General features: G+C 68.8%; 20 protein-coding genes. 8 read left to right on the forward strand and 12 right to left on the reverse strand.

All coding sequences use genetic code 11. The annotated features are described in order from the left end of the window. Positions 1 to 99 precede the first annotated feature (99 nt). The 3 genes from ACIBK0_RS35875 to rfbA all read right to left on the reverse strand — a co-directional run bounded on the left by ACIBK0_RS35875 (position 100) and on the right by rfbA (position 2,627). The gene (locus ACIBK0_RS35875; RefSeq protein WP_399089057.1) at positions 100 to 858 is read right to left on the reverse strand and encodes a hypothetical protein; all 759 of its coding nucleotides are present in this window, start codon (positions 856 to 858) and stop codon (positions 100 to 102) included. Between the two features lie 161 nt (positions 859 to 1,019). After that, positions 1,020 to 1,664: a dTDP-4-dehydrorhamnose 3,5-epimerase family protein gene (locus tag ACIBK0_RS35880; RefSeq protein WP_399089059.1), complete on the reverse strand. Its 645-nt coding sequence runs from the start codon at positions 1,662 to 1,664 to the stop codon at positions 1,020 to 1,022. A gap of 30 nt (positions 1,665 to 1,694) precedes the next feature. Next, positions 1,695 to 2,627, reverse strand: a complete 933-nt coding sequence (gene rfbA, locus ACIBK0_RS35885; RefSeq protein ID WP_399089061.1) for a glucose-1-phosphate thymidylyltransferase RfbA — start codon at positions 2,625 to 2,627, stop codon at positions 1,695 to 1,697. A gap of 137 nt (positions 2,628 to 2,764) precedes the next feature. Here rfbA and ACIBK0_RS35890 point away from each other — a divergent pair, with 137 nt between their 5' ends. Next, positions 2,765 to 4,045, forward strand: coding sequence for a hypothetical protein (locus ACIBK0_RS35890; protein WP_399089063.1), 1,281 nt, complete (start codon positions 2,765 to 2,767; stop codon positions 4,043 to 4,045). A 132-nt stretch (positions 4,046 to 4,177) separates the two neighbouring features. Here ACIBK0_RS35890 and ACIBK0_RS35895 read toward each other — a convergent pair whose 3' ends face one another. After that, positions 4,178 to 5,236 carry a glycosyltransferase family 2 protein gene (locus tag ACIBK0_RS35895; RefSeq protein WP_399089065.1) on the reverse strand — a complete coding sequence of 353 codons (1,059 nt, stop codon included), beginning with the start codon at positions 5,234 to 5,236 and terminating at the stop codon, positions 4,178 to 4,180. A 129-nt stretch (positions 5,237 to 5,365) separates the two neighbouring features. Between ACIBK0_RS35895 and ACIBK0_RS35900 the strand changes: the two genes are divergently transcribed. The 5 genes from ACIBK0_RS35900 (at position 5,366) to ACIBK0_RS35920 (ending at position 8,985) form a co-directional block, all read left to right on the forward strand. Next, the gene (locus ACIBK0_RS35900; protein ID WP_399089067.1) at positions 5,366 to 5,851 is read left to right on the forward strand and encodes a GtrA family protein; all 486 of its coding nucleotides are present in this window, start codon (positions 5,366 to 5,368) and stop codon (positions 5,849 to 5,851) included. A gap of 143 nt (positions 5,852 to 5,994) precedes the next feature. Next, positions 5,995 to 6,279 (forward strand): hypothetical protein, encoded by a 285-nt coding sequence (locus ACIBK0_RS35905; RefSeq protein ID WP_399089266.1) that lies wholly within the window; start codon positions 5,995 to 5,997, stop codon positions 6,277 to 6,279. Between the two features lie 44 nt (positions 6,280 to 6,323). Continuing rightward, the gene (locus ACIBK0_RS35910; RefSeq protein WP_399089069.1) at positions 6,324 to 7,970 is read left to right on the forward strand and encodes an IS200/IS605 family accessory protein TnpB-related protein; all 1,647 of its coding nucleotides are present in this window, start codon (positions 6,324 to 6,326) and stop codon (positions 7,968 to 7,970) included. A 108-nt stretch (positions 7,971 to 8,078) separates the two neighbouring features. Beyond that, positions 8,079 to 8,393 carry a hypothetical protein gene (locus tag ACIBK0_RS35915; protein ID WP_399089269.1) on the forward strand — a complete coding sequence of 105 codons (315 nt, stop codon included), beginning with the start codon at positions 8,079 to 8,081 and terminating at the stop codon, positions 8,391 to 8,393. Then, positions 8,380 to 8,985, forward strand: coding sequence for a hypothetical protein (locus ACIBK0_RS35920; protein ID WP_399089071.1), 606 nt, complete (start codon positions 8,380 to 8,382; stop codon positions 8,983 to 8,985). Before ACIBK0_RS35915 ends, ACIBK0_RS35920 begins: the two co-directional genes overlap by 14 nt. A 7-nt stretch (positions 8,986 to 8,992) precedes the next feature. Here ACIBK0_RS35920 and ACIBK0_RS35925 read toward each other — a convergent pair whose 3' ends face one another. The 7 genes from ACIBK0_RS35925 to ACIBK0_RS35955 all read right to left on the reverse strand — a co-directional run bounded on the left by ACIBK0_RS35925 (position 8,993) and on the right by ACIBK0_RS35955 (position 16,684). Further along, positions 8,993 to 10,156, reverse strand: a complete 1,164-nt coding sequence (locus ACIBK0_RS35925) for a hypothetical protein (protein WP_399089073.1) — start codon at positions 10,154 to 10,156, stop codon at positions 8,993 to 8,995. After that, positions 10,153 to 10,950, reverse strand: coding sequence for a PP2C family serine/threonine-protein phosphatase (locus ACIBK0_RS35930; RefSeq protein WP_399089075.1), 798 nt, complete (start codon positions 10,948 to 10,950; stop codon positions 10,153 to 10,155). Before ACIBK0_RS35930 ends, ACIBK0_RS35925 begins: the two co-directional genes overlap by 4 nt. A gap of 71 nt (positions 10,951 to 11,021) precedes the next feature. After that, the gene (locus ACIBK0_RS35935; RefSeq protein ID WP_399089077.1) at positions 11,022 to 11,783 is read right to left on the reverse strand and encodes a hypothetical protein; all 762 of its coding nucleotides are present in this window, start codon (positions 11,781 to 11,783) and stop codon (positions 11,022 to 11,024) included. A gap of 99 nt (positions 11,784 to 11,882) precedes the next feature. Next, positions 11,883 to 12,953, reverse strand: coding sequence for a hypothetical protein (locus ACIBK0_RS35940; protein ID WP_399089079.1), 1,071 nt, complete (start codon positions 12,951 to 12,953; stop codon positions 11,883 to 11,885). Between the two features lie 117 nt (positions 12,954 to 13,070). Further along, a complete protein-coding gene (locus ACIBK0_RS35945) occupies positions 13,071 to 13,535 on the reverse strand; it encodes a hypothetical protein (protein WP_399089081.1) in 465 nt (154 codons plus the stop codon). Continuing rightward, positions 13,522 to 14,508: a serine/threonine-protein kinase gene (locus ACIBK0_RS35950; protein ID WP_399089083.1), complete on the reverse strand. Its 987-nt coding sequence runs from the start codon at positions 14,506 to 14,508 to the stop codon at positions 13,522 to 13,524. The genes ACIBK0_RS35945 and ACIBK0_RS35950 overlap by 14 nt, the downstream gene beginning before the upstream one ends. Positions 14,509 to 14,857: 349 nt before the next feature. Beyond that, positions 14,858 to 16,684, reverse strand: a complete 1,827-nt coding sequence (locus ACIBK0_RS35955) for a phosphoenolpyruvate carboxykinase (GTP) (protein WP_399089085.1) — start codon at positions 16,682 to 16,684, stop codon at positions 14,858 to 14,860. Between the two features lie 322 nt (positions 16,685 to 17,006). Between ACIBK0_RS35955 and ACIBK0_RS35960 the strand changes: the two genes are divergently transcribed. Beyond that, positions 17,007 to 17,735 (forward strand): hemolysin III family protein, encoded by a 729-nt coding sequence (locus ACIBK0_RS35960; protein WP_399089087.1) that lies wholly within the window; start codon positions 17,007 to 17,009, stop codon positions 17,733 to 17,735. Between the two features lie 156 nt (positions 17,736 to 17,891). Here the strand turns inward: ACIBK0_RS35960 and ACIBK0_RS35965 are convergent, their stop codons facing one another. Continuing rightward, a complete protein-coding gene (locus ACIBK0_RS35965; protein ID WP_399089089.1) occupies positions 17,892 to 19,307 on the reverse strand; it encodes an RNA-guided endonuclease InsQ/TnpB family protein in 1,416 nt (471 codons plus the stop codon). A 258-nt stretch (positions 19,308 to 19,565) separates the two neighbouring features. Here ACIBK0_RS35965 and ACIBK0_RS35970 point away from each other — a divergent pair, with 258 nt between their 5' ends. Beyond that, a complete protein-coding gene (locus ACIBK0_RS35970; RefSeq protein WP_399089091.1) occupies positions 19,566 to 20,249 on the forward strand; it encodes a TetR/AcrR family transcriptional regulator in 684 nt (227 codons plus the stop codon).

Genomic DNA, 20,249 nt, shown 5'->3' on the forward strand with positions numbered 1-20,249 from the left:
GGACGGTGCCCGCGAGGCCGAAGCCTCGGGGGCACCGTCGCTCATTCCCAGGGGAAGCGGTAGCGGATGGCCGGTGGCGCACTACCGCTCGCGTGGGAGTTACGGGGTGATATCGGCGCAGACCACGTACACGTCGACACTGGGCGGGGCGGTCGGCGGGACGGCGAGACCAGGCGGGAGGCTAACCTCCCACGCGTTGGGGCCGGTTCCGGGGCCGATGTGGACGGGCCTGCTGTTCTCGACGTTGGGGGCAAATGAATCGAATCCGCCGCCGGTGGCGAGGTCGCCGGGGTCGCATTCGGCAGTCCCCACCTGGTCGGTCACAGGGAACGAACTGGTGTTGACGTACGTCTTGATGCCCGAGGAGCCCTGCGCGCCCTGCGCACCCTGCGCGCCCTGGGCACCCTGGACCCCATTCTTACCCGGGCCACCCTGCGCGCCCTGAGCACCCTGAGCACCCTGCGGGCCCTGGACACCGTTCTCACCGTTGGCGCCCTGAGCACCCTGGGCACCCTGGGCGCCCTGGGCGCCCTGATAGCCCCGCGGACCCTGCGGACCCTGCGGACCCTGCGGACCCCGCGGACCCTGCGGACCCTGCGCGCCCTGCGGACCCCGCTTGCCATCATGGCCAGGCTTGCCCTGGGGCCCCTGGGGGCCCCGGTCGCCCTTGGGGCCCCGGTCGCCCCCGTGGCCGCCGGCGGGCACCGCGTGGGAGACAGCGTTGTCTACGCCCGACCTGTGGATCGCATCGGCGATGGCCACCGAGCTCGGCGCAACGTTGAGCACCACCGCGAGAGCGCCCGCCGACACCAGCGTGGCGGACCTCAGGCGTGAACTTCGAATCGTTCTACGGTTCAAGAGAACCTTCCTCAGGAACTGGGAGGGAATCAGGCCGCAAGCGCGCGCACCCGGTGCGCTTTATTCGCATGCGCGTCACGTCGCCTTTGGCTACGGACAAAGCCATTCTTAATCTCTCGGCAATTGAATGGTCACGGATCACGCCACGACTTGCGCGAGGATCACCCGTGCGGCCTCAATGGACCTACTTTTTCCGTGCCTTCCTCGTACATTCCTTTGGCGAGCCCTCTGCGATACGCGGCGCAGCCCTCGAAGGAAGGCAGCAGACCTTGTCGCCCGGCTTCCTCCAGCGTGGGCGCAGCGGCGTCCTTGTCGGAAAGGTGCGGGGCGAGTTCCTCGGGCCAGGCGATGGCCAACTCGGGGTCGAGGGGGTTGATCCCGTGTTCGCGCTGCGGTGCGTATCCCTCTGAACAGAGGTACACGACGGTGGAATTGTCCTCCAGCGCCATGAAGGCGTGGCCCAGCCCTTCCGAGATGTACACGCAGTGGTGCGTCGTGTCGTCGAGTCTGACCGCCTCCCACTTCCCGAAGCTCGGAGAACCGGTGCGGATGTCGACCACCACGTCGAGGACGGCGCCGCTGACGCAGGTGACGTACTTGGCCTGGCCCGGTGGGACCGATGCGTAGTGGATGCCGCGGAGAGTGCCGAGAACGGAGCGGGAGCAGTTGGCCTGTTCGAGTCGAAACCCCTGGCCGGTGAAATCACGAAACCCTTCACTTTTGAACCACTCATGGAATCTGCCTCTGCCGTCCGTGAACACCTTGGGCCTGTCCACCCAGGCCCCTTCGATGCCAAGTGGCTCCATGTGAATACTCCTTTCCACCGCGCAGTCGGTTCAGGGTCGGCCCAGCGGTTCTTGGTGGCGCGATCCGCCACCTCTCTGGGGCAGGACGACATGTCGGTAGTCCTCCAGCAGCCCCAGCAGGTAGTGGCCGTATCCGCTCTTGAGCAGGGGCTGGGCCAGTTCCCGGAGCCGGTCGTCATCGATCAGGCCGGCACGCCACACCGCTTCCTCCACGCAACCGACCTTGAAGCCCTGGCGCTCCTCGATCACCCGGACGAATTCCGAAGCCTGCATCATGGAAGTGAAGGTCCCGGTGTCCAGCCAGGCGGTGCCGCGGTCCAGCCGGGTGACATGCAGCGCCCCGGCTTCCAGATAGACCCGGTTGAGGTCGGAGATCTCCAACTCCCCCCGGGCGCTGGGCCGCAGACTGCGAGCGATGTCCACGACGTGATGGTCGTAGAAGTAAAGGCCGGGCACGGCATAGCGGGACTTCGGCCGGGCCGGTTTCTCCTCGATGGACAGGGCCCGGCCCGACTCGTCGAACTCCACCACGCCGTAAGCCGAGGGGTTGGCGACCTGGTAGGCGAACACCCTCCCGCCCTTGAGGTCGTCGTCGTGGCGGGCCAGCCGGGTGCCGAGGCCGCTCCCGTAGAAGATGTTGTCGCCCAGGATCAGGGCCACCGACTCGCCTCCGATGAAGTCGGCCCCCAGAAGAAAGGCCTGGGCGATGCCCTCCGGGCGCTCCTGCGCCATGTACTCAAGGCGCAGGCCCAGTTGACGGCCGTCGCCGAGCAAGCGGCGGAACTGGTACTGGTCTTCGGGGGTGGTGATGATCAGGATCTCGCGAACACCGGCCATCACCAGTGTGGAAAGCGGGTAGTAGATCATCGGTTTGTCGAAAACCGGCAGCAGTTGCTTCGACACCGAGCTGGTCAGTGGCCACAGTCGCGAGCCGGTGCCCCCGGCCAGGAGAATTCCGCGCATGGCAGCACCATAGGTGAATTGCCCCTTAACACCGGTTTGTTACACGTCACCAAGGGGTGTTTCGGACATACTGATCGCCGTCGCGCCCGGATGCCGTCCGCACGGCGCGATCGAGCACGACCTGAACGGAGTCCGGAATGCCCGACACAGCCGCCGAGGCCCCCCACCGGCACACCGCCGATTCGACGGTGCTGGCGCTCACCGCGTACATCACGGTGGCGGTAGCCCTCTTGGTCCGTGTACTTCTGCTGCCCGGCGAGTCGGGGGACTACCTCACCTTTCTCGAGCCCTGGTACTGGCACATCGTGAGCCACGGCGGGTTCCACGCCCTCGCCGACCCCAGCTTCTCGAACTACAACGTCCCCTACCTCTATCTGCTGGCCGCGCTGACCTACCTGCCGCTGCCGTCGCTGGTGGGCATCAAGTGCGTCTCGATCCTTTTCGACCTGGTGCTGGCGTACTACACCTTCCGGATTGTGTTCCTGCTCCGGCCCGCGCACCGGTGGGCGGCCTTCGGCGCGGCCGCGGTCGTACTCTTCCTGCCCACCGTCGTCACCAACAGCGCGTGGTGGGGGCAGTGCGACGCCGTCTTCGCGGCCTTCCTGGTCGGTGGGACCTATCACGCGCTGCGCCCACGGCCGTGGTGGGCGTGCGCGTTCTTCGGGATCGCGATGGCGTTCAAGTTCCAGGCAGTTTTCCTCTTCCCCTTCCTGCTCGTACTGGTGCTGGTGGGACGGGTGCCGTGGCGGTGCCTGCTCGCCGTTCCCGCGGCGTACCTCGTACTCGATGTCCCGGCCCTCGCGCTCGGCGCCGACCCGGGACAGCTGCTGACGGTCTACGCCCGGCAGACGGACACGTACCACCTCCTCACCATCTACGCGCCGTCCGTCTACCAGTTCCTGTCGGTGCCCGGTAACCCCGACCCCGTGCGCAGCGCGGGCGTTCTGGTCGCGGGGGTGCTTGTGTCGCTCCTGATGGGGCTGGCGGTCCGGTCCCTGCGGCGCGGCCGACGCGGCGTGCCGGACTCCGGCCTTCGCGCGCCGGGGCTCACGGACACCCGGATCGTGTTGCTGGCCACCTGCTCGGCGATCGTGGTGCCGTTCCTGCTGCCCTCGATGCACGAGCGGTACTTCTACATCGCAGACGTGTTCACCGTGATGGCCGCGTTCCTACTGCCCCGGCAGCTTTGGTACGTACCGGTGCTGGTGCAGCTCGCCTCGTTCGGCAGTTACCTGGCGTGCGTTGCCCCGCTCGTGGCTCCGTATCTGTCGATGCCCGCGCACGGTGTGCTGATGCTGCTGGCGCTGATGGCCCTGCTCCGGACGACAGTCCACGAGTTCCGCCACGGGTCCGAAGCGCCGACCGTGCCCGGCCGACGGGTCCCGGGCAGCACCACGACCGAGCCGGCCCGGACGTAGCAGCCGCGAAGGACTGGCAGTGGCAGCCGGCGCAGTAACCCGGCCCGACGTGGTCCGGTAACGGAAGGTCCTCCCCTACCGACGGCCCGGCGCGATGACATAGCGCGCCGGGCCGTCGCAGGAACCCGAGTCCTATGAGAGGCCCTGGCCGCCGAGGGAGTCCTCTCTGGTTCCCTGGCCGCGTCGCGGGCCCGGCCAGGCGATGCCCATCGTGGGGGCGGCCGCCGTGCCGGTGTCTTCGGCGACGTAGTAGGTCGGGCGTTGCCGGACGGCGGTGTAGATGCGGCCGAGGTACTCGCCGAGCACGCCCAGGCAGATGAGCTGGACGGCACCGATGAAGAGAACGGCGATGATCAGGGAGGTCCAGCCGGGGGCGGTATCGCCCGCCGCGTACACCGCCAGTGTGTACACGAGCGTGCCGAGGCAGACGAAGAAGGCGAGGGTGCCGAGCCAGATCGCCAGCCTGAGCGGGGCTACGGAGAAGCTGATGATGCTGTCGACCGCCAGCAGGATCATCTTGCGCAGGGGGTACTTGGTGTGACCGGCGACGCGTGGGTCACGGTGGTAGGTGACCTCTCCGCTGGGGAAGCCGAACCACGGGACGAGGAGCCGGTACACCTGTGGCTGGTCGGGCAGGGCTTTCAGTGCGTCGAGGGTGTTGCGTGACAGGAGGCGGAAGTCGCCGGCCTGGGCGGGGACATGGGTACCGACCATGCGCCGCATGAGCCAGTAGTAGGCACTGGCGGTGCGGCGTTTGAAACCGCTGTCGGTGGAGCGGTTGGCGCGTACGCCGTAGACGATGTCCAGGTGCTGGGAGCGGGCCAGGGCGAGCATCTCGGGGATCTTCTCCGGGGGGTCCTGAAGATCGGCGTCGAGGCTCACGGCGTACTGCCCGAGGGCGCGGTGCAGGCCAACGGTCAGCGCGGCCTGGTGTCCACTGTTGCGTCGCAGTCGTACGACCCGCAACTGCGGCCAGGTGGCCCGCAGTTCGACGAGTTGTTCGGCGGTCCTGTCCGTGGAGCCGTCGTCCACCGCGACGACCTCGTACGGCTCACCTGTCCCGTCCAGCACCGGCCGCAGCCGCCCCACCAGCGCCGGCAACGCCTCTTCCTCGTTGAACATCGGAATCACGACCGACAACTCAACCGATGATTCGATCCGGTCAGTCGGGTCGTGGAGCACATCAATCATTCGAAGATCCCAGCCCATTCTGGAGCGGGTGGGCGCACTAAAACGCCCCGATTTACTCATGTACGCTACAGTCTGGGGCTGTTTCAGCACGTTCAGACACACGTCCTCGAACCCTGGGTGCCGTAACCGATGCCGAAAACCACCGAGCCCGTCCGGGACTCCACTGTGCCCTCCACCGAGCTCTCCGCGGCACCAACGGCCGACATCCCCGCCGACGTGACCGAGGCCGGGGTCGCCCGGCAGCTGCCGGTGTTCGCAACCATCGGCGTGCTGTCCACCGCCGCCTATCTGGGCCTGTACACGGTGCTCAGGCCGGCGCTCGACGCCCAGCCCGCCAATCTGGTCTCGCTGCTGGTCACCGCCGTGGCGAACACCGCTGCCAACCGCCGATTCACCTTCCGGGTACACGGCGTGGAGGGGGCTGCCCGCCATCAACTCCAGGGGCTGGTGGCCTTCTTCGCCGGGCTCGCGCTCAGCAGCGGCGCCCTCGCCGTGGTGCACCGGACCCTGCCGGACGCGCCGCACATGGAGGTCGGCGCACTGATCGTGGCCAATGTCGCCGCGACCGCACTTCGCTTCGTGTTGCTGCGGCTGTGGGTGTTCAGAGGGCCGTAGAGCGACGCGCCCCACCACCGTGGTCTCCTCGCGGCCCCACGTAGTGACACCCCCGGTTCCGGTTGCGTACCGGGACCCGGTGGTCACCCCGTGTTCACCCCCCGAGACGGGGAACGTTGGATTCCGAGGTGCACGCTCCAGGCGTGAGACGTATCGCAGGAATCGTCCTGGCGGTACTGCTGATCGGCGGAGTGGTAGCAGCCGTCGTCGCGGGCCGCAATGGTCAGGACAAGGGCACGGCAACGAAGACCGTGCAGGGAGTGATCGGTTCGGAGAAGGCGGAGTTCTACGCCGCTCCCGAAAACTGCTGTCACTTGGCCGAGCAGGAGTGCGCTTTCGCGAGCATGAGTGAGCGCCGTTGCCGCGGTGGCGGCATACGGACGGGTTGCCGGGCGACGGGAACGGAAGTTTGTCCGTCGAATGTGTGACCTTTGAAGTGGGGGCTCGTTGAGCGAGGGTGAGGGATGTAGCGGTGCCGGGCGGGAGTGACGAGGTGGGTGGTCTGCGGGAGTTGGCAGCGTCGTTCGTGGTGCCCGGCCCTGCGGGGGTTGCGATCCGGACCCGGCTGCGGGTATCGGAGACGGATGCCGCGGTGCTGGCCGAAGTGGGTGCCTTCCTCGGCTCGCTGGCCGCGGGTGATCTCGTGATGCATTCCCGGCAGGGACTGGAGCAGGATGCTGCCGCGTGGGCGGTATGCAAGCGGGAGCTGACCGGTGTGTCCTCGGCCAGGTGGGCGGGCAGTGTCACCAAGGCCACGCATGATCAGTGGGCGCTGGCCCGGCGCGGGCAGGCGGCGGAGATGGCGTGGCTGCGCGGGCAGATCACGTCGATCCAGGCGCGGCTGGCCCGCCCGCTGGGCGCGAAGGCGGACAAGCAGGAGGGGCTGGCACGGGGGTACGGTTCGCGGGCCGAGTGGCATGCCAAGTCCCGGCGCCTGCATGCGCTGAAGTCCCGGCTGGCGGGGGTGGAGGCGGACTGGGCGGCCGGCCGGGTACACGTGGTGCGTGGCGGGAAGCAGCTCGCGCATCTGCGCCACCACCTGGATGAGGCCGGGCTGGACCAGCGGGGGTGGCGGGCGGCGCGGATGTTCCTGGCCGCGGACGGGGAGTCCGGCAAACGCTTCGGCAACGAGACCCTCCGCATCACCGACACTGGACAGCTCTCGATCAGACTCCCCGCCGTGCTGGCAGATCTGGCCAATGCCCCGCACGGCCGGTATGTGCTCGATGCGACCGTGTCCTTCAGGCACCGGGGTGAGGAGTGGTTGGACCGGATCACGAACAGCAGGGCGGTGGCCTACCGCATCCACCACGACGTGCCGCGGGGCCGCTGGTATGTGTCCGCCTCCTGGCAGCGCACCCCCGCCCCGGTCCTGCCACTGGACGCGGCGCTCGCCGGGGGTGTGGTAGGGGTGGACATGAACGACGATCACCTCGCCGCCTGGCGGCTGGACGTGCACGGCAATCCTGTGGGCGAGCCCCGGCGGTTCTTCTACGACCTGTCGGGCACCGCAGCCCATCGGGATGCCCAGATCCGGCATGCCCTCACGAGGCTGCTGCACCACACCCGCACCACCGGGGCAGCCGCAATCGCCATCGAAGACCTCGACTTCACCGACGGACGGTGCCGGGAGAAGCACAGCCGCAACAAACGCTTCCGCCGCCTCATCTCCCGCTTCCCCACCGCGAAGCTGAGGGCACGGCTGGTGGCGATGGCCGCCGAGCAGGGCATCGCGGTCGTCGCGGTCGACCCCGCCTACACCTCACGGTGGGGCGCCCAGCACTGGCAGCAACCCCTCACCAGCAGCAACCGCACAGTTTCCCGGCACGATGCAGCGAGCATCGCGATCGGGCGACGCGCCCTCGGACACCCGATCCGGCGACGGACGGCACCGCCCCCGCACGACCAGAGAGATCGTGCGGGGCATCGGACCGTCCAGGCCCGACCGGAGGCCCGACGGCGTGAGGGACCCCGCCCCCGCATCCCCGGACCACGGACGAGATCCGTGCCGCCCGGCACCGGAGCGAACGCGGGCGACCAGCGTGCCCAACACCGTTCGGAGCACGCGACTGAGCACCAACGGTCCTGGAAACAGGACCCACTCCCGCTCAGTCCCTAGGAACGGTACGACTTCGCCTTCCCGTCCAGCCAGGCGCCGGCCGACGAGCTCGCCGACAAGTACCACGTACGGCAGCCCCTCCCCCGGCCCTTCTACTCGCCCCTTGTCGTGGCGGCCCATCGCAGCGCGGCCCACGTACTCGCCGCAGGCGGACTCGCCACCCTCGCCGCCGTGGACCTGCTCGCGCAGGGCAAGGCGGACAGCTCGTACGACGCAATCTGGCTGTCCTCCAACGACTACCTGCACCTTCGCCCGGAGGTGGCGAAGAAGGTCGTCTCGGGGACCCCCGTCTTCCCGATCCTGTTCGGCGACTCCGACCGCGGCGAGCTCCAGCACATCGCCGACCTGACCGGCGGCCGGCTCTTCGACGCCCGGAAGGGTTCGCTCGACGGCGCCTTCGAGGAGATCCGTGGCTACCAATAAGTTTATCGGCTTCCTCGAGTCCCGCAAGAACCTCACCGGCAGCGCCTGCGGGCTCGTCGGCCTGGCGCTGACCTTCAGCGGGGTCGCGGGTCCGTACTGGCCCGTCGTCGTCGCCGGTCTGTACGGCGCGGGCGCCCTGATCGCCCCGCCGGAGCGCCCGCCGCTCCCGGACTTCCCGGACCCGTCGGCCCAACTCGACGAGCTGCGCCGCGACTTCGGCGAGCTGCGGGAGTACCTGGACGGGGTCGAGCTGCCACCGGCCGCGGCCGGCCGGCTCACCGAGTGGACGGAACTCCTGGCCGCGCTGCTGGACCCCGGCTGGGTCTCCGAGGTCCTCGCCCAGGACCCGGAGGGCGTGCACACACTGTCCCGTGCTGTGCGGCAGGACATTCCCGAGGCAGTCGACACCTTCGTACGGACGAGGTGGTGGACCCGGCTGCCCCCCGGCAGCGAACCGCCGGAGCGCCATCTGGAGCGCCAACTCACCCTGCTGCACGAGGAGTCGGACCGGCTGGCGGCTTCGCTGCGGGAGACGGAGGCGCGGCGGCAGGAGTCGCACACGCGCTATCTGGAGGACCGGGGGCGCTCGTAGTAACGGCTCATCCCCCGTGCGTGGCGATGACGACGAGGATCACCACCACCGCGATCAGCAGGGCGATCTTCAGCGCCTTGCCCCAGGCTCCGCCCGTCTGCTCCTGCTGCCCCGGCGCGTCCGGCAGCGGGACCGGCACCGGCCCGTTGAACACGTCGTGGCCCGTCACCGCCGCCCGTGTGCACCACGGGCAGGACGTGAGATGGGAGCCGTACATGTGCAGCGGGCGGTTCTGGCAGACCCGTACGAGGGAACGCTCCTTGTCCAGGGCGCGCAGCCAGGCCTCCGCCGGGGGGCGGGCCGCGGGGGCGTGCACGCCGGGGCCGAAGGCGGCGCGGGCCAGGGTGAGGAGTTCGGGGGGCAGCACGGAGGGGTCGATGGTGCCGCGTGGGATGACGACCAGCTCGGGGCGTACGACGTAGGAGCAGCTGGCAGCGATGTTGTCCTTGACGGTCGACTCGGAGGCGCTGTCGTGCGGGACGCCGCCGAAGGGGTGGTTGCCTGCGGTCAGCAGCTGGTAGACGAGGACCGCGAGGGCGAAGTCGTCGGTGGCGCGGGTGGCGGGGCCACCCGCTTGGCGCTCGGGGGACGAGTAGTCGGTGGTGTGCATCAGACAGGGGAAGAGTTCCCCGGTCACCGGATCGTTGAAGGCGATGGAGTCGCAGTCGAGGAAGGTGACGAAGCCGTTGGCGTCGACCACCACGTTGCTGCTGGAGAAGTCGCCGATGACGAGGTTGTCGTAGTGCATGCGGGCGGTCATGAAGGCGAGGTTCCAGGCGACGCCGAGCAGAAAGCGCCAGTCGGCCCGGTCGGGGAAGAGCTTGAGGCGCTGGGCTCGGGTGAACAGGCCGATCAGCTGGACGTGCTGGGGCTCGCCGAAGCGGCGCATGGCGTAGCCGAGGAACTCGCCCTGGGGGCCGCGGGCCAGTGCGGTCGGCCAGGCCAGTTCGGGCGGCTGGGACACGTCGGTGGGGCGGGCGGCGAGCGGGGACATGGTCAGCATCCGCATCAGCCGGCGCTCCTGGTCCAGGCCCGGCGGTTCGCGGTAGAGCTTGACGACGATCCCGTCGTCGCCGACGACCGGGAAGACGGCCGCCTGGCCGCCGCCCTTGAGCGGCAGCTCCGCGAGGGTGACGGGCTTCCCGTCCAGGAACACCGTGAGGCCGCTCATGGCCGCGCCTTGAGCACGGCCCGCAGCAGGGTCTTGTCGTCGGCGTTCAGGGCGGTGAGCCGGTCCGACCTCAGCAGGGTCGCGAGACCCTCGTGGGTGTTGTCGGTCACGGTGTCGAGGGAGCGGAACACGGCGTCGACGAAGGACGTGTTCGGGGACAGCGCGCCGCCGCCGGAGCGGTTGAGCGCGGCCTGCACGAGTCCGTCGGTGGACAGCAGCACCCCGTCGACCCCGTCGTCGGACACGCAGTCGGTGTGCACCCAGCGGGCCGCGTCCGGCGAGGTGAGGAAGACCGTCTCGTTGCTGTACTCGCTGGCCGCCATCGCCTGCGGCAGCAGATGGAACTGGCGCTCCCCGTCCTCCGTGCCGGCGCGCAGGACGACGAATCCGTCGCCCACGGTGAGATGCCCCAGCCAGCCGGGCGCGAGCACCACGACGGTGAGGGTGGTCGCGAAGTCCGCGGCGTCGGCGCCGGTGGCGTCCAGGAACATCTTGCTGACGTCGTGGAAGGCGTCTTCGAGCAACTCGTGCACGGCCTCCCCGGGATGGCAGTCCGTCGCCGCGGCCGCCCGGCGCGCGAACTGCTCCGCGGCCAGTTCTACGGCGAGCCGCGACCCTTCCTCGGAGCGCGGCCTGCTGCCCGCGCCGTCCGCGACCGCGAGCACCGCCACGGACGACGACACCGTGTACGCGCACGCGTCCTGGCAGGGCAGTCCCTGGCGGCGGTGGCGGTAGCCCTCGACGCTCATGCCGTGGATCCGCCACCGCGACTCACGCTCGTCGACTCCGGTCATCGGTCAGGATTCCCATCCGGTCGTGAGCCAGGACTCGTATCCGGTCGTGAGACCGGATTCGTACGCGGTCATCAGGATTCCCAGGCTGGGCGTTGCGTCTTGAACTGGCTGAAGATCTTCTCGAAGACCTCGTCGCCCGCGCCCTTCTGCTCGGCGTTGGCGCTGGCGGACATCATCTGGAGCAGCTCGCGGAAGGGGAATCCCTGCAGACGGGCGTTGAACTTCGGCGCGAACGCCTGGAGCACCTGCTCGCCCATGTCGGTGATGCCGCCGACCCCTATCGCGTACAGCCGGAAGCGGCGGGCGCGCTGCTCCTCGGCCAGGACCGGGATCAACCGGTGCCAGGAGTCGGTGAGATGGCCCGTCCCGTCCGTGGGCAGTCCGTCGGTGACCAGGCAGATCTGCGGCCGGTAGTACTGGAGTCCGGAGGCGCGCAGCTCGGCCTTACGGGCCGCGACGATGTGCATCGACAGCTCCAGCGCCTCCGTCATCAGGGTCACCCCGGCCGCGGTGAGCTGCGGCGGCCGGAACATGTGCGCGGGCACGAAGGGGCTCACCGGGGCGCGCGGGGCGAGGAGTTGGGGACCACGCCAGGCGGCGACGCCCTGACCGCCGAAGGTGACCACGGCGACCTCGACGCTGTAGCTGAGGCTGACGTCGTCGTGCAGCTCCCGGGTCCACTCCATGAGCGCGTTGTTGAGCGTCTGGATCGGCTGTCCCGCCATGGAGCTCGAGGTGTCGAGACAGAGCACCAGCGGCAGGCGCTGCGCGTTGTTCTCGAACTCGATGTCGGCGTACTCCGCCGGCAGCGTGGGCGGGTATTCGCTGTGCATCTCTGTTTCTCCTGGTCTCGGGCCGGGTGCCGTTGTTCTCGGGTCCGGGCGCCGTCGTTCTCAGGTCCGGGCGCCGTTGTCATCAGGGCGCCGTCGTTCTCAGGTCCGGGCGCCTTTGGCGTGCCGTCCGGTGGTCGGCGGGAACGCGTACAGGACGTCGGAGTCCCGCTCCCGCGCGTCGGTGACGTCGACGAGTCCGCCGGGAGCGGGCGGCGGCCGCCCGGGTTCGGCCCACACCGCCCGGTACAGCACGCGGTCCAGCTCGACATAGCCCTGCGGATGCAGTTCGGTGCGGACGACGGCGGACCTGGCGGGGCCCGGCACGTTCCCGACCCGCCGCCCGTACTTGGGCGTCGGCGTGACTCGGAGGCGGGTGGTGGTCTCGTCGTGTGTCCGGGCGCGGGCGGTCGCGGGCACGGCGCCCACGCCGGGCGCGGCGAGGGCACGGCGAGGCAGCGCGCCCACCGCCTGGGAGGACCGCCGGATCAGGAACAGCAGGACGGTGAGGAGGAGGACGAGTACGACGCAGAGCACGGCGAGGATCTGGGTGGTGGTGTCCCAGCCCGCGCCGGAGGAGCCGGCGTGGGACGGAGGCGACGGGGACTTTGTGGGAGACGGACTCTTGGAAACGGGCGTTCGGCCGTCGGCGATGCTGTACGCGTGCTGCTTGGAGAGGTCGGTCGCCTGACTCTGGGCGATCAGGTCATGACCGTTCAGCGCACCCTTGGCGAGCTGGGCGCACAGGTCCTTGGGATTGTTGGAGTTCTTGGGGTCGCAGACCGGGAGGCTCGCCAGCTCGTTCACGGCCTCGGGCGTCAGCGAGTCGATCGTGGCGCCCGGATCGACGAGACGGGCGCCGGGCCTCGCCAGCAGGAGGAGCGCGGTTCCACCCGCTCCGGTGTGCCCGCCCTTCGGTACCTCGACCACGAGCTTGGCACGGTCGCCCCACAGGGTCTGCTCGACGTCCTTGCGCTCCTTCGCGCTGCCGTCGAACGCCACCGCCTCGTCCAGGGTGACCCGGACGGTCCCCTGGTCGATCCACCGGGACCAGCACTGGAGGCGCTCCTTGAAGTCCTTGCCGCACACCTCGTCGGCCGACGCCGTCGCCCCCGCGGGAGCCAGCACGATCAGCACGCCGAAAAGCACGGTGAAGTAGAGCGAACGCCGCATCGGCAACCCCCCGTGGCCTGAAAGGCACACCCCCGTGGCCCTGAAAGGCACTCGCCCATAGTGGGGGCAACCGGCGTGCGCCCGGAAGGGGTTTGGGGCACACGACGGATTTCACTTCTACAACTTGAAGACCTGATGGCAGCGGGTGAACATCTGCCGCGCCCGTTCCACCCAATCACTGGCCAAAGCATCGAAATCCGCTTGCGTCATCCGGCAGGTCAACGGGAGATCGCAGACACCGGCGAGACAGGGCCGCGGCCCCCGTACGTCCCACACGGACAGCATGGGATTCAACTGTTCGGTATTCCATGCGTTCGACGCCGCCGCGGCGACGGCCAGTTGATCCTGACGCAGATAATGGCCGTCGCTCGCAAAAGCGACAAGGAGCCGTTTGGTGGTCATGAATCTCACCGTGACCATTCGCCCCGTTTCCTTGAGATCGAATTGCATGGACACGGAAACGGTGTCGGTCACGGTGTGGTAATTCCGCCGGGCCACCCAGTTCTGCACCAACTGTCGCCAGTGCGTGCCTATTTCGAGGATCTCGTGGCCGCGGCCGGGAAAGGACTCAGGCGTCGCCACGGCCCACCGCCTCGGCGACCATCGCGTCGGTCAGCCCGGCGTCCAGCAGCGCCTGGGCATGCAGCAGCAGACAGGAGGGCACGGACACACTCGTCCCCTGCTTGCGGCGGCCGGCCAGGTCACGGGTGCGCGCCTTGATGCTGTGCGCCACGGTGGGCGGCGGCCAGGACGCGGACTTCGGCGCCTGCTCCAGCAACTCGGCCAACAGCTCGCCGAGTTGGGGCCGGTCCTCGGGCCGCTTGGCCAGACAGTGCGCGATCAGCTCGCGCATGGACGCGGGTACGCCGTCGAGCTCGGGCTCGGCGAGGACGACCCGATAGCGCACCGCCTCCCCGCTGCCGTGCGGCGGGCGGCCCGTCAGGGCGTAGACCAGCACCCCGCCGAGGGAGAAGACGTCGCTCGGCGGGCCCACAGGCGCGCCCTTGATCTGCTCGGGCGACATGAAGGGCGGGGTGCCGACGACGACGCCCACCTGAGTGAGTCCGGGGGCGCCGTCGACACGGGAGATGCCGAAGTCGATGACGCGGGGCCCGTCGGAGGCGAGGAGCACATTCGCCGGTTTCAGGTCCCGGTGCACCACGCGAGCGGCGTGGATGGCCTGAAGCGCCTCGACCAGGCCCGCGCCGAGCGGCCGCACCTGCGGCTCGGGCAGCGGTCCGTCCGTACGAACGGCCTCGGCGAGCGAGGGTCCGGGCACATACATCGTGGCCAGCCACGGCAGTTCGGCCTCGGTGTCGGCGTCGATCACGGCTGCGGTGTACGCGCCGCTCACCACCCGCGCGGCCGCGACCTCGCGCGCGAAGCGCTCTCTGAACTCGCCCTCCGCCGCGAGCTCGGGCCGCACCACCTTCACGGCGACCTCGCGTCCGGCCGGGGAACGGCCGAGATACACCCATCCCATCCCGCCGGAGCCCAGCCGCCCCACGATGCGGTACGGCCCGATCTTCATGGGGTCGCTGACCGGTGTGCGCACCCCGCTCACCTCATTTCGGGGTTCGTTGCAGGATGTCCCGAGTGTCCCGCGAAATACGGTGCGCGGCAGAGGTGATGACGGAAGTGGGGGGCAGGATTACGTTCGACGCGCGCGGCGGTGGGCCGGAGGTTTTCCGCCCCCTTCGCCCCTACCCGTCCCGCACCTGGGGGCTGCGCCCCCAGACCCGCACCAAAAGATCGCGCAGTTCCCCGCGCCCCTAAAAGGGGCGCGGGGAACTGCGCGAACAACCCCCGGCGACAGAACCCGGCATCGACGTCACCGCGGCCGGTCTTGACGACGTCGCAGGTCAGGGCGGAGCCGGACCGGCCGCGGAGCTTGACGGCGGGCGTCAGCCCAAGCGCTGTACCAGCGCGCGGTACTCGTCCCACAGCTCCTTCGGCGTGTGCTCGCCGAAGGTGTTGAGGTGCTCGGGAACCAGCGCGGCCTCCTCGCGCCACACGTCCTTGTCGACGGTGAGCAGGAAGTCGAGGTCGGACTCCGAGAGGTCGAGACCGTTGGTGTCCAGGGCCCCCTTCGCCGGCAGGATGCCGATGGGCGTCTCGACGCCCTCGGCCTTGCCGTCGAGGCGCTGGACGATCCACTTCAGGACCCGGCTGTTCTCACCGAAGCCCGGCCACACGAACTTGCCCGCGTCGTTCTTGCGGAACCAGTTCACGTAGTAGATCTTCGGGAGCTTCGCCTGGTCCTTGTCCTTGGCGACGTCGACCCAGTGGCCCATGTAGTCGCCCATGTTGTAGCCGCAGAACGGCAGCATGGCGAACGGGTCGCGGCGCAGCTCGCCGACCTTGCCCTCGGCCGCGGCGGTTTTCTCGGAGGCTACGTTCGCACCGAGGAAGACGCCGTGGTTCCAGTCGAAGGACTCCGTCACCAGCGGCACCGCGCTGGCGCGGCGGCCGCCGAAGAGGATCGCCGAGATCGGCACGCCCTTGGGGTCCTCCCACTCGGGCGCGATGATCGGGCACTGCGAGGCGGGGACGGTGAAGCGGGCGTTGGGGTGCGCGGCGGGCGTGCCGGACTCGGGGGTCCAGTCATTGCCCTTCCAGTCGGTGAGGTGCGCCGGAGTCTCCTCCGTCATGCCCTCCCACCAGATGTCGTTGTCGTCGGTCAGCGCGACGTTCGTGAAGACGGAGTTGCCCCACAGCGTCTTCATCGCGTTGGCGTTGGTGTGCTCACCGGTGCCGGGCGCGACGCCGAAGAAGCCGGCCTCGGGGTTGATCGCGTACAGCTGCCCGTCCTCGCCGAACCGCATCCACGCGATGTCGTCGCCGATCGTCTCGACCGTCCAGCCGGAGATGGTGGGCTCCAGCATGGCGAGGTTCGTCTTGCCGCAGGCGCTCGGGAAGGCGGCGGCGACGTACTTGGACTCACCCTGCGGCGGCGTCAGCTTCAGGATGAGCATGTGCTCGGCCAGCCAGCCCTCGTCGCGCGCCATGACGGAGGCGATGCGCAGGGCGTAGCACTTCTTGCCCAGCAGGGCGTTGCCGCCGTAGCCCGAACCGTACGACCAGATCTCGCGCGTCTCGGGGAAGTGCGAGATGTACTTCGTGGAGTTGCAGGGCCACGGCACGTCCGCCTCGCCCTCGGCCAGCGGCGCTCCGAGCGTGTGCACAGCACGCACGAAGAAGCCGTCGGTGCCGAGTTCGTCGAGGACCGGCTGACCCATGCGCGTCATCGTGCGCATGGACACGGCGACGTAGGCGGAGTCGGTGATCTCGACGCCTATCGCGGACAGGTCCGAGCCGAGCGGGCCCATGCAGAACGGGACGACGTACATCGTCCGGCCCTTCATCGAGCCACGGAAGACGCCCTGCTCACCGGCGAAGATCTCCCGCATCTCGGCGGGGGCCTTCCAGTGGTTGGTCGGGCCCGCGTCCTCCTCCTTCTCGGAGCAGATGAACGTCCGGTCCTCGACCCGCGCGACATCGGTCGGGTCGGAAGCGGCGTAGTACGAATTGGGGCGCTTGATCGGGTCGAGCTTCTTGAAGGTGCCCTTGCGGACGAGCTCCTCGCTCAGTCGCTCGTATTCGGCCTCGGATCCGTCACACCAGACCACGCTGTCCGGCTGGGTCAGTTCTGCGATCTCGTTGACCCACGAGATCAGTGCTTTGTGATGGGTGGGGACGACCGTAGTGGGAGCCGCGATGTCGCGCGCCACGATTGCTCCTAAATGAGGGGTTTTGTTGTTGGCCCCGTGGGGGCTGCGACCCGGATGCTTCACGGTGGTGAACCTCTGGCGCTCATCCGGTGCCGACCGCACTCATTTGATCATCCGACTGAACCGCGCATATGTCCAGAGGACGTCACACCTGAGCGGCGTGAGCATCGCCACTCGCCGGAAGGTTTCCCTCCACACACCCCGGGTTCACCCTGGGTACCCCTGGGAAGTCCCGCCACCCGCGTGAGAACATGGCCACTATTGGCGGCTCATTACGCCGGACCGATACGTAACTTACGGTTCCGTAGGTACGATTCGACGCATGACTGCGCCCGTCCCCGACGCGCCCACGGACCCACCGGCCGCCGGCCTCGGTTCCCTCGCGCGCCCCCTGCCGCACCCGTCCCTGCCGGACGAGATCAAGCCCAAGCTCCGCGGCTGGCTGCATCTCGGCATGTTTCCGGCCGCACTCGTCTCCGGCCTGGTGCTCACCGCTCTTGCGGACTCGCCACGCGGCCGCATCGCCTGCGGGATCTTCGCCCTCACGGCCTGCCTGCTGTTCGGAGTGAGCGCGCTCTACCACCGCGGCAACTGGGGCCCGCGCATGGACGGCGTGCTGCGCAGGCTCGACCACGCGAACATCTTCCTGATCATCGCGGGCACCTACACACCCCTGACGATGCTGCTACTGCCGGGCGCCAAGGGGCAGTGGCTCCTGTGGGGCATCTGGGGCGCGGCGGCGGCCGGCATCATCTTCCGCGTGTTCTGGGTCGGCGCCCCGCGCTGGCTCTACACCCCGTGCTACATCGCGATGGGCTGGGCGGCCGTCTTCTTCCTCCCGGACTTCATGCGCACCGGCGGGATCGCCGTCCTCGTGCTGGTGATCGTCGGCGGTCTGCTCTACAGCGCGGGCGGCGTGATCTACGGGATCAAGCGCCCCAACCCGTCACCGCGCTGGTTCGGCTTCCATGAGGTCTTCCACTCCTTCACCCTCGCGGCGTTCGTCGTGCACTACGTCGGAATCTCGCTGGTGGCCTATCAGCACGGGTGACCTGCGGCCCGGCTCCCCGCCGGGTCTTTCCGACCGACTCCTTCTCAGTGGCCGCGGCTGAGAACCACGGCCATTCTTCATGTCGGCCCATACGCCTGGGAAAAATTGGGAGTAACTCCCTTTTGAGAGTTACTTCCATTTCATGGTCACCGTCACTCAAGATGACATGACGATCCTCAATTTGACCTCCTCCATCGACCTGAAGGCCGAAGGATTCTCCACCTGCGGCTGGTCGCCCTGGGTGGGGATCTCCCGCTTCGGGTGGGTTCCTGGTTCCTCCCCACGCGAGTGGGGATTGTGCGCGCTGCCTGGCCTCCGCCGGGTCTTACGTGCGCTCTGCAGGCGTTTACCGCCACCGTTACCAGCAGCGGGCCCCAGGTCCTGGGGTGGGTGGTGCTGCGCCGCGAGGATGCGGCGGCCTTCATGGCGGACATTGCGTCCGGCATTCCAGTCCCGGTCGTGCTGGACCCCGCAGTTTGGGCATGTCCACTGCCTCACGTGCAACGGCTTGGGGCCGTCGCGGTGTCCGCAGGCGGAACACATCTGGGAGCTGGGGAAGTACCGGGCGACCTTTCCGAAGGACCGGCCTCGCCGGGTCGCCTTGTACTCGCAGAACGTCACGAACTGGGCCCAGCCCGCATCGTGCACGCTCTTGGCCAGCCGTGTGCGCGCCAGTCCTGTCAGGCTCAGGGTCTCCGTAAAGACGGCTTGGTTTTCGCGCGTCAGCTTGTGGGACCACTGATGGTGAAAGTTCCGACGCGCATCCGCCACGGCGGCGTGAGCGCGAGCGACCTTGATCCGGGCCTTGTCCCGATTCCTCGATCCCTTCTGCTTCCGCGACAGCTCACGCTGCCGCTTCTTCAGCTTCTTCTCCGCCCGGCGCAGATACCTCGGCGAGGCGATGTGCGAACCGTCGGCGAGCACGGCGAAACGACTCAGGCCCAGGTCGATGCCCTGGTCTCCGTCGACCGGGGGAAAGACGTCGGCGGCCGGATCAGTCTCCACGACGAAGGACACCCAGTACCGGTCGCACCGGTCCTTGATCAGCGTTACCGAGCTGGGCTCGGACGGCAGGTCACGGGTCCACTTCACCCGCACCTCACCGACCTTCGGCAGGCGCAGCTTGCCGTCCTGGGCAATGGACCACCGGTCGGAACGGGTGAACCGGGCGGTCTGCCGATGGTCCTTCTTCGACTTCAGCTTCGGTGGAGCAACGCGAGGGCCCGCCCGCTTGCCGGACTTGGAGTCCTCGTGCGCCCGCCACGCCGCGTCCAGGTCACGGAGGGTCTGCTGGAGCACGCCGACCGGGGCATCGGACAGGAATGGCCGCCCGGGGGTCTTCTTCGCCTGGGTGATCAGCGTCTTGCCCAGCTCTGCGTTCTTCGGAATACGGTGCCAGGGCCCCTCGGCGATCCGGTGCTTCACACTGCCCAGCAGCTTGTTCGACGCCTTGCGCGACTTCTGGACTGCCAGAGCATCGTTCCAGACCACGCGCTTACACCCGAACACCCGGGCGGCGCGGGTGTGCTGGCCCGGCGTCAGTGTGACGCGGTACTGGTAACGATGTTGCATGTCGCTCACCGTAAGGCGGCCGGTCCGCCGCAGAGCACCGATCCACCGGAACTGATCGATACTGCATACTCCTCCCGCACACCTACGCGATCACCATGATCAAGCGCGGGCGCTATGCGTTCGAGGATGACCACCTTCAGCGCATGGAGACGATCATCTGCAGGATTGCAAGGGCTTCGTCGCCCGGCGCACCGACGCCGCCCAGCCGCAGGCTGCGGCCGTGGTCAGCCCGCAGGCGGATGCCCGACAATGGACTTTATGAGGGACGCGCGCAGCACCACCCCCGCCGATCGTCCCCGGCTGGGACTTCGTGAGCGGAAGAGGATCAAGACCCGGACGGCGATCCGCGACGCAACGTACGCGCTGATCCAGGAGCAGGGGTACGACGCGACGACCATCGAGCAGATCGCGGAGGCGGCCGAGGTCTCCCCGTCCACGGTGTTCCGCTACTTCCCAACCAAGGAGGACATCGTCCTCATGGACGAGTACGACCCGATCCTCGAGCAGGAGCTGCGGGCGCGGCCCGCGGACGAGCCGTGGTTCGACTCCCTGCGGTGCGTGTTGCGCAAGGCCATCGGCCTCGGGAACACCGAGGAGCCCGAGGTGACACGGCTGCGGACGCGGCTGATGGTCGAGGTCCCCGCGGTGCGCTCCCGGATGATGGAGAGCATGTCGGTCACCGGCCGCCTGCTGTGCCGGGCCATCGGGGAGCGCGTCGGCCGGGACCCGGAGAGTCTCGAAGTACGCGTCTTCGCGATGTCGCTGATCGGCGGCCTGATGGAGACCTCTCTGTACTGGGCCGAGGGCGGCCACCAGGAGGACTTCGCCGATGTCGTCGACCGCGCGGTGGACGTCCTGGAACACGGCCTGACCCCCGCGGCCCGGACCCTGCCCGCCGCCGGAAACCCGGAGGCCACGGGCACCCCCGACATGACATCCTGA

This window comes from Streptomyces sp. NPDC050564, assembly GCF_044457265.1.
In the GTDB taxonomy this organism is placed as follows: Bacteria; Actinomycetota; Actinomycetes; order Streptomycetales; family Streptomycetaceae; genus Streptomyces.

What these genes read in the sequence shown, in the direction of transcription:
- ACIBK0_RS35965 (WP_399089089.1), bottom strand. Translation starts at nt 19,307, where the DNA reads ATGCAACATCGTTACCAGTACCGCGTCACACTGACGCCGGGCCAGCAC.
- ACIBK0_RS35930 (WP_399089075.1), bottom strand. Translation starts at nt 10,950, where the DNA reads ATGACCGGAGTCGACGAGCGTGAGTCGCGGTGGCGGATCCACGGCATG.
- rfbA (WP_399089061.1), bottom strand. Translation starts at nt 2,627, where the DNA reads ATGCGCGGAATTCTCCTGGCCGGGGGCACCGGCTCGCGACTGTGGCCA.
- ACIBK0_RS35940 (WP_399089079.1), bottom strand. Translation starts at nt 12,953, where the DNA reads ATGCGGCGTTCGCTCTACTTCACCGTGCTTTTCGGCGTGCTGATCGTG.
- ACIBK0_RS35935 (WP_399089077.1), bottom strand. Translation starts at nt 11,783, where the DNA reads ATGCACAGCGAATACCCGCCCACGCTGCCGGCGGAGTACGCCGACATC.
- ACIBK0_RS35890 (WP_399089063.1), top strand. Translation starts at nt 2,765, where the DNA reads ATGCCCGACACAGCCGCCGAGGCCCCCCACCGGCACACCGCCGATTCG.
- ACIBK0_RS35970 (WP_399089091.1), top strand. Translation starts at nt 19,566, where the DNA reads ATGAGGGACGCGCGCAGCACCACCCCCGCCGATCGTCCCCGGCTGGGA.
- ACIBK0_RS35960 (WP_399089087.1), top strand. Translation starts at nt 17,007, where the DNA reads ATGACTGCGCCCGTCCCCGACGCGCCCACGGACCCACCGGCCGCCGGC.
- ACIBK0_RS35880 (WP_399089059.1), bottom strand. Translation starts at nt 1,664, where the DNA reads ATGGAGCCACTTGGCATCGAAGGGGCCTGGGTGGACAGGCCCAAGGTG.
- ACIBK0_RS35895 (WP_399089065.1), bottom strand. Translation starts at nt 5,236, where the DNA reads ATGATTGATGTGCTCCACGACCCGACTGACCGGATCGAATCATCGGTT.
- ACIBK0_RS35925 (WP_399089073.1), bottom strand. Translation starts at nt 10,156, where the DNA reads ATGAGCGGCCTCACGGTGTTCCTGGACGGGAAGCCCGTCACCCTCGCG.
- ACIBK0_RS35900 (WP_399089067.1), top strand. Translation starts at nt 5,366, where the DNA reads ATGCCGAAAACCACCGAGCCCGTCCGGGACTCCACTGTGCCCTCCACC.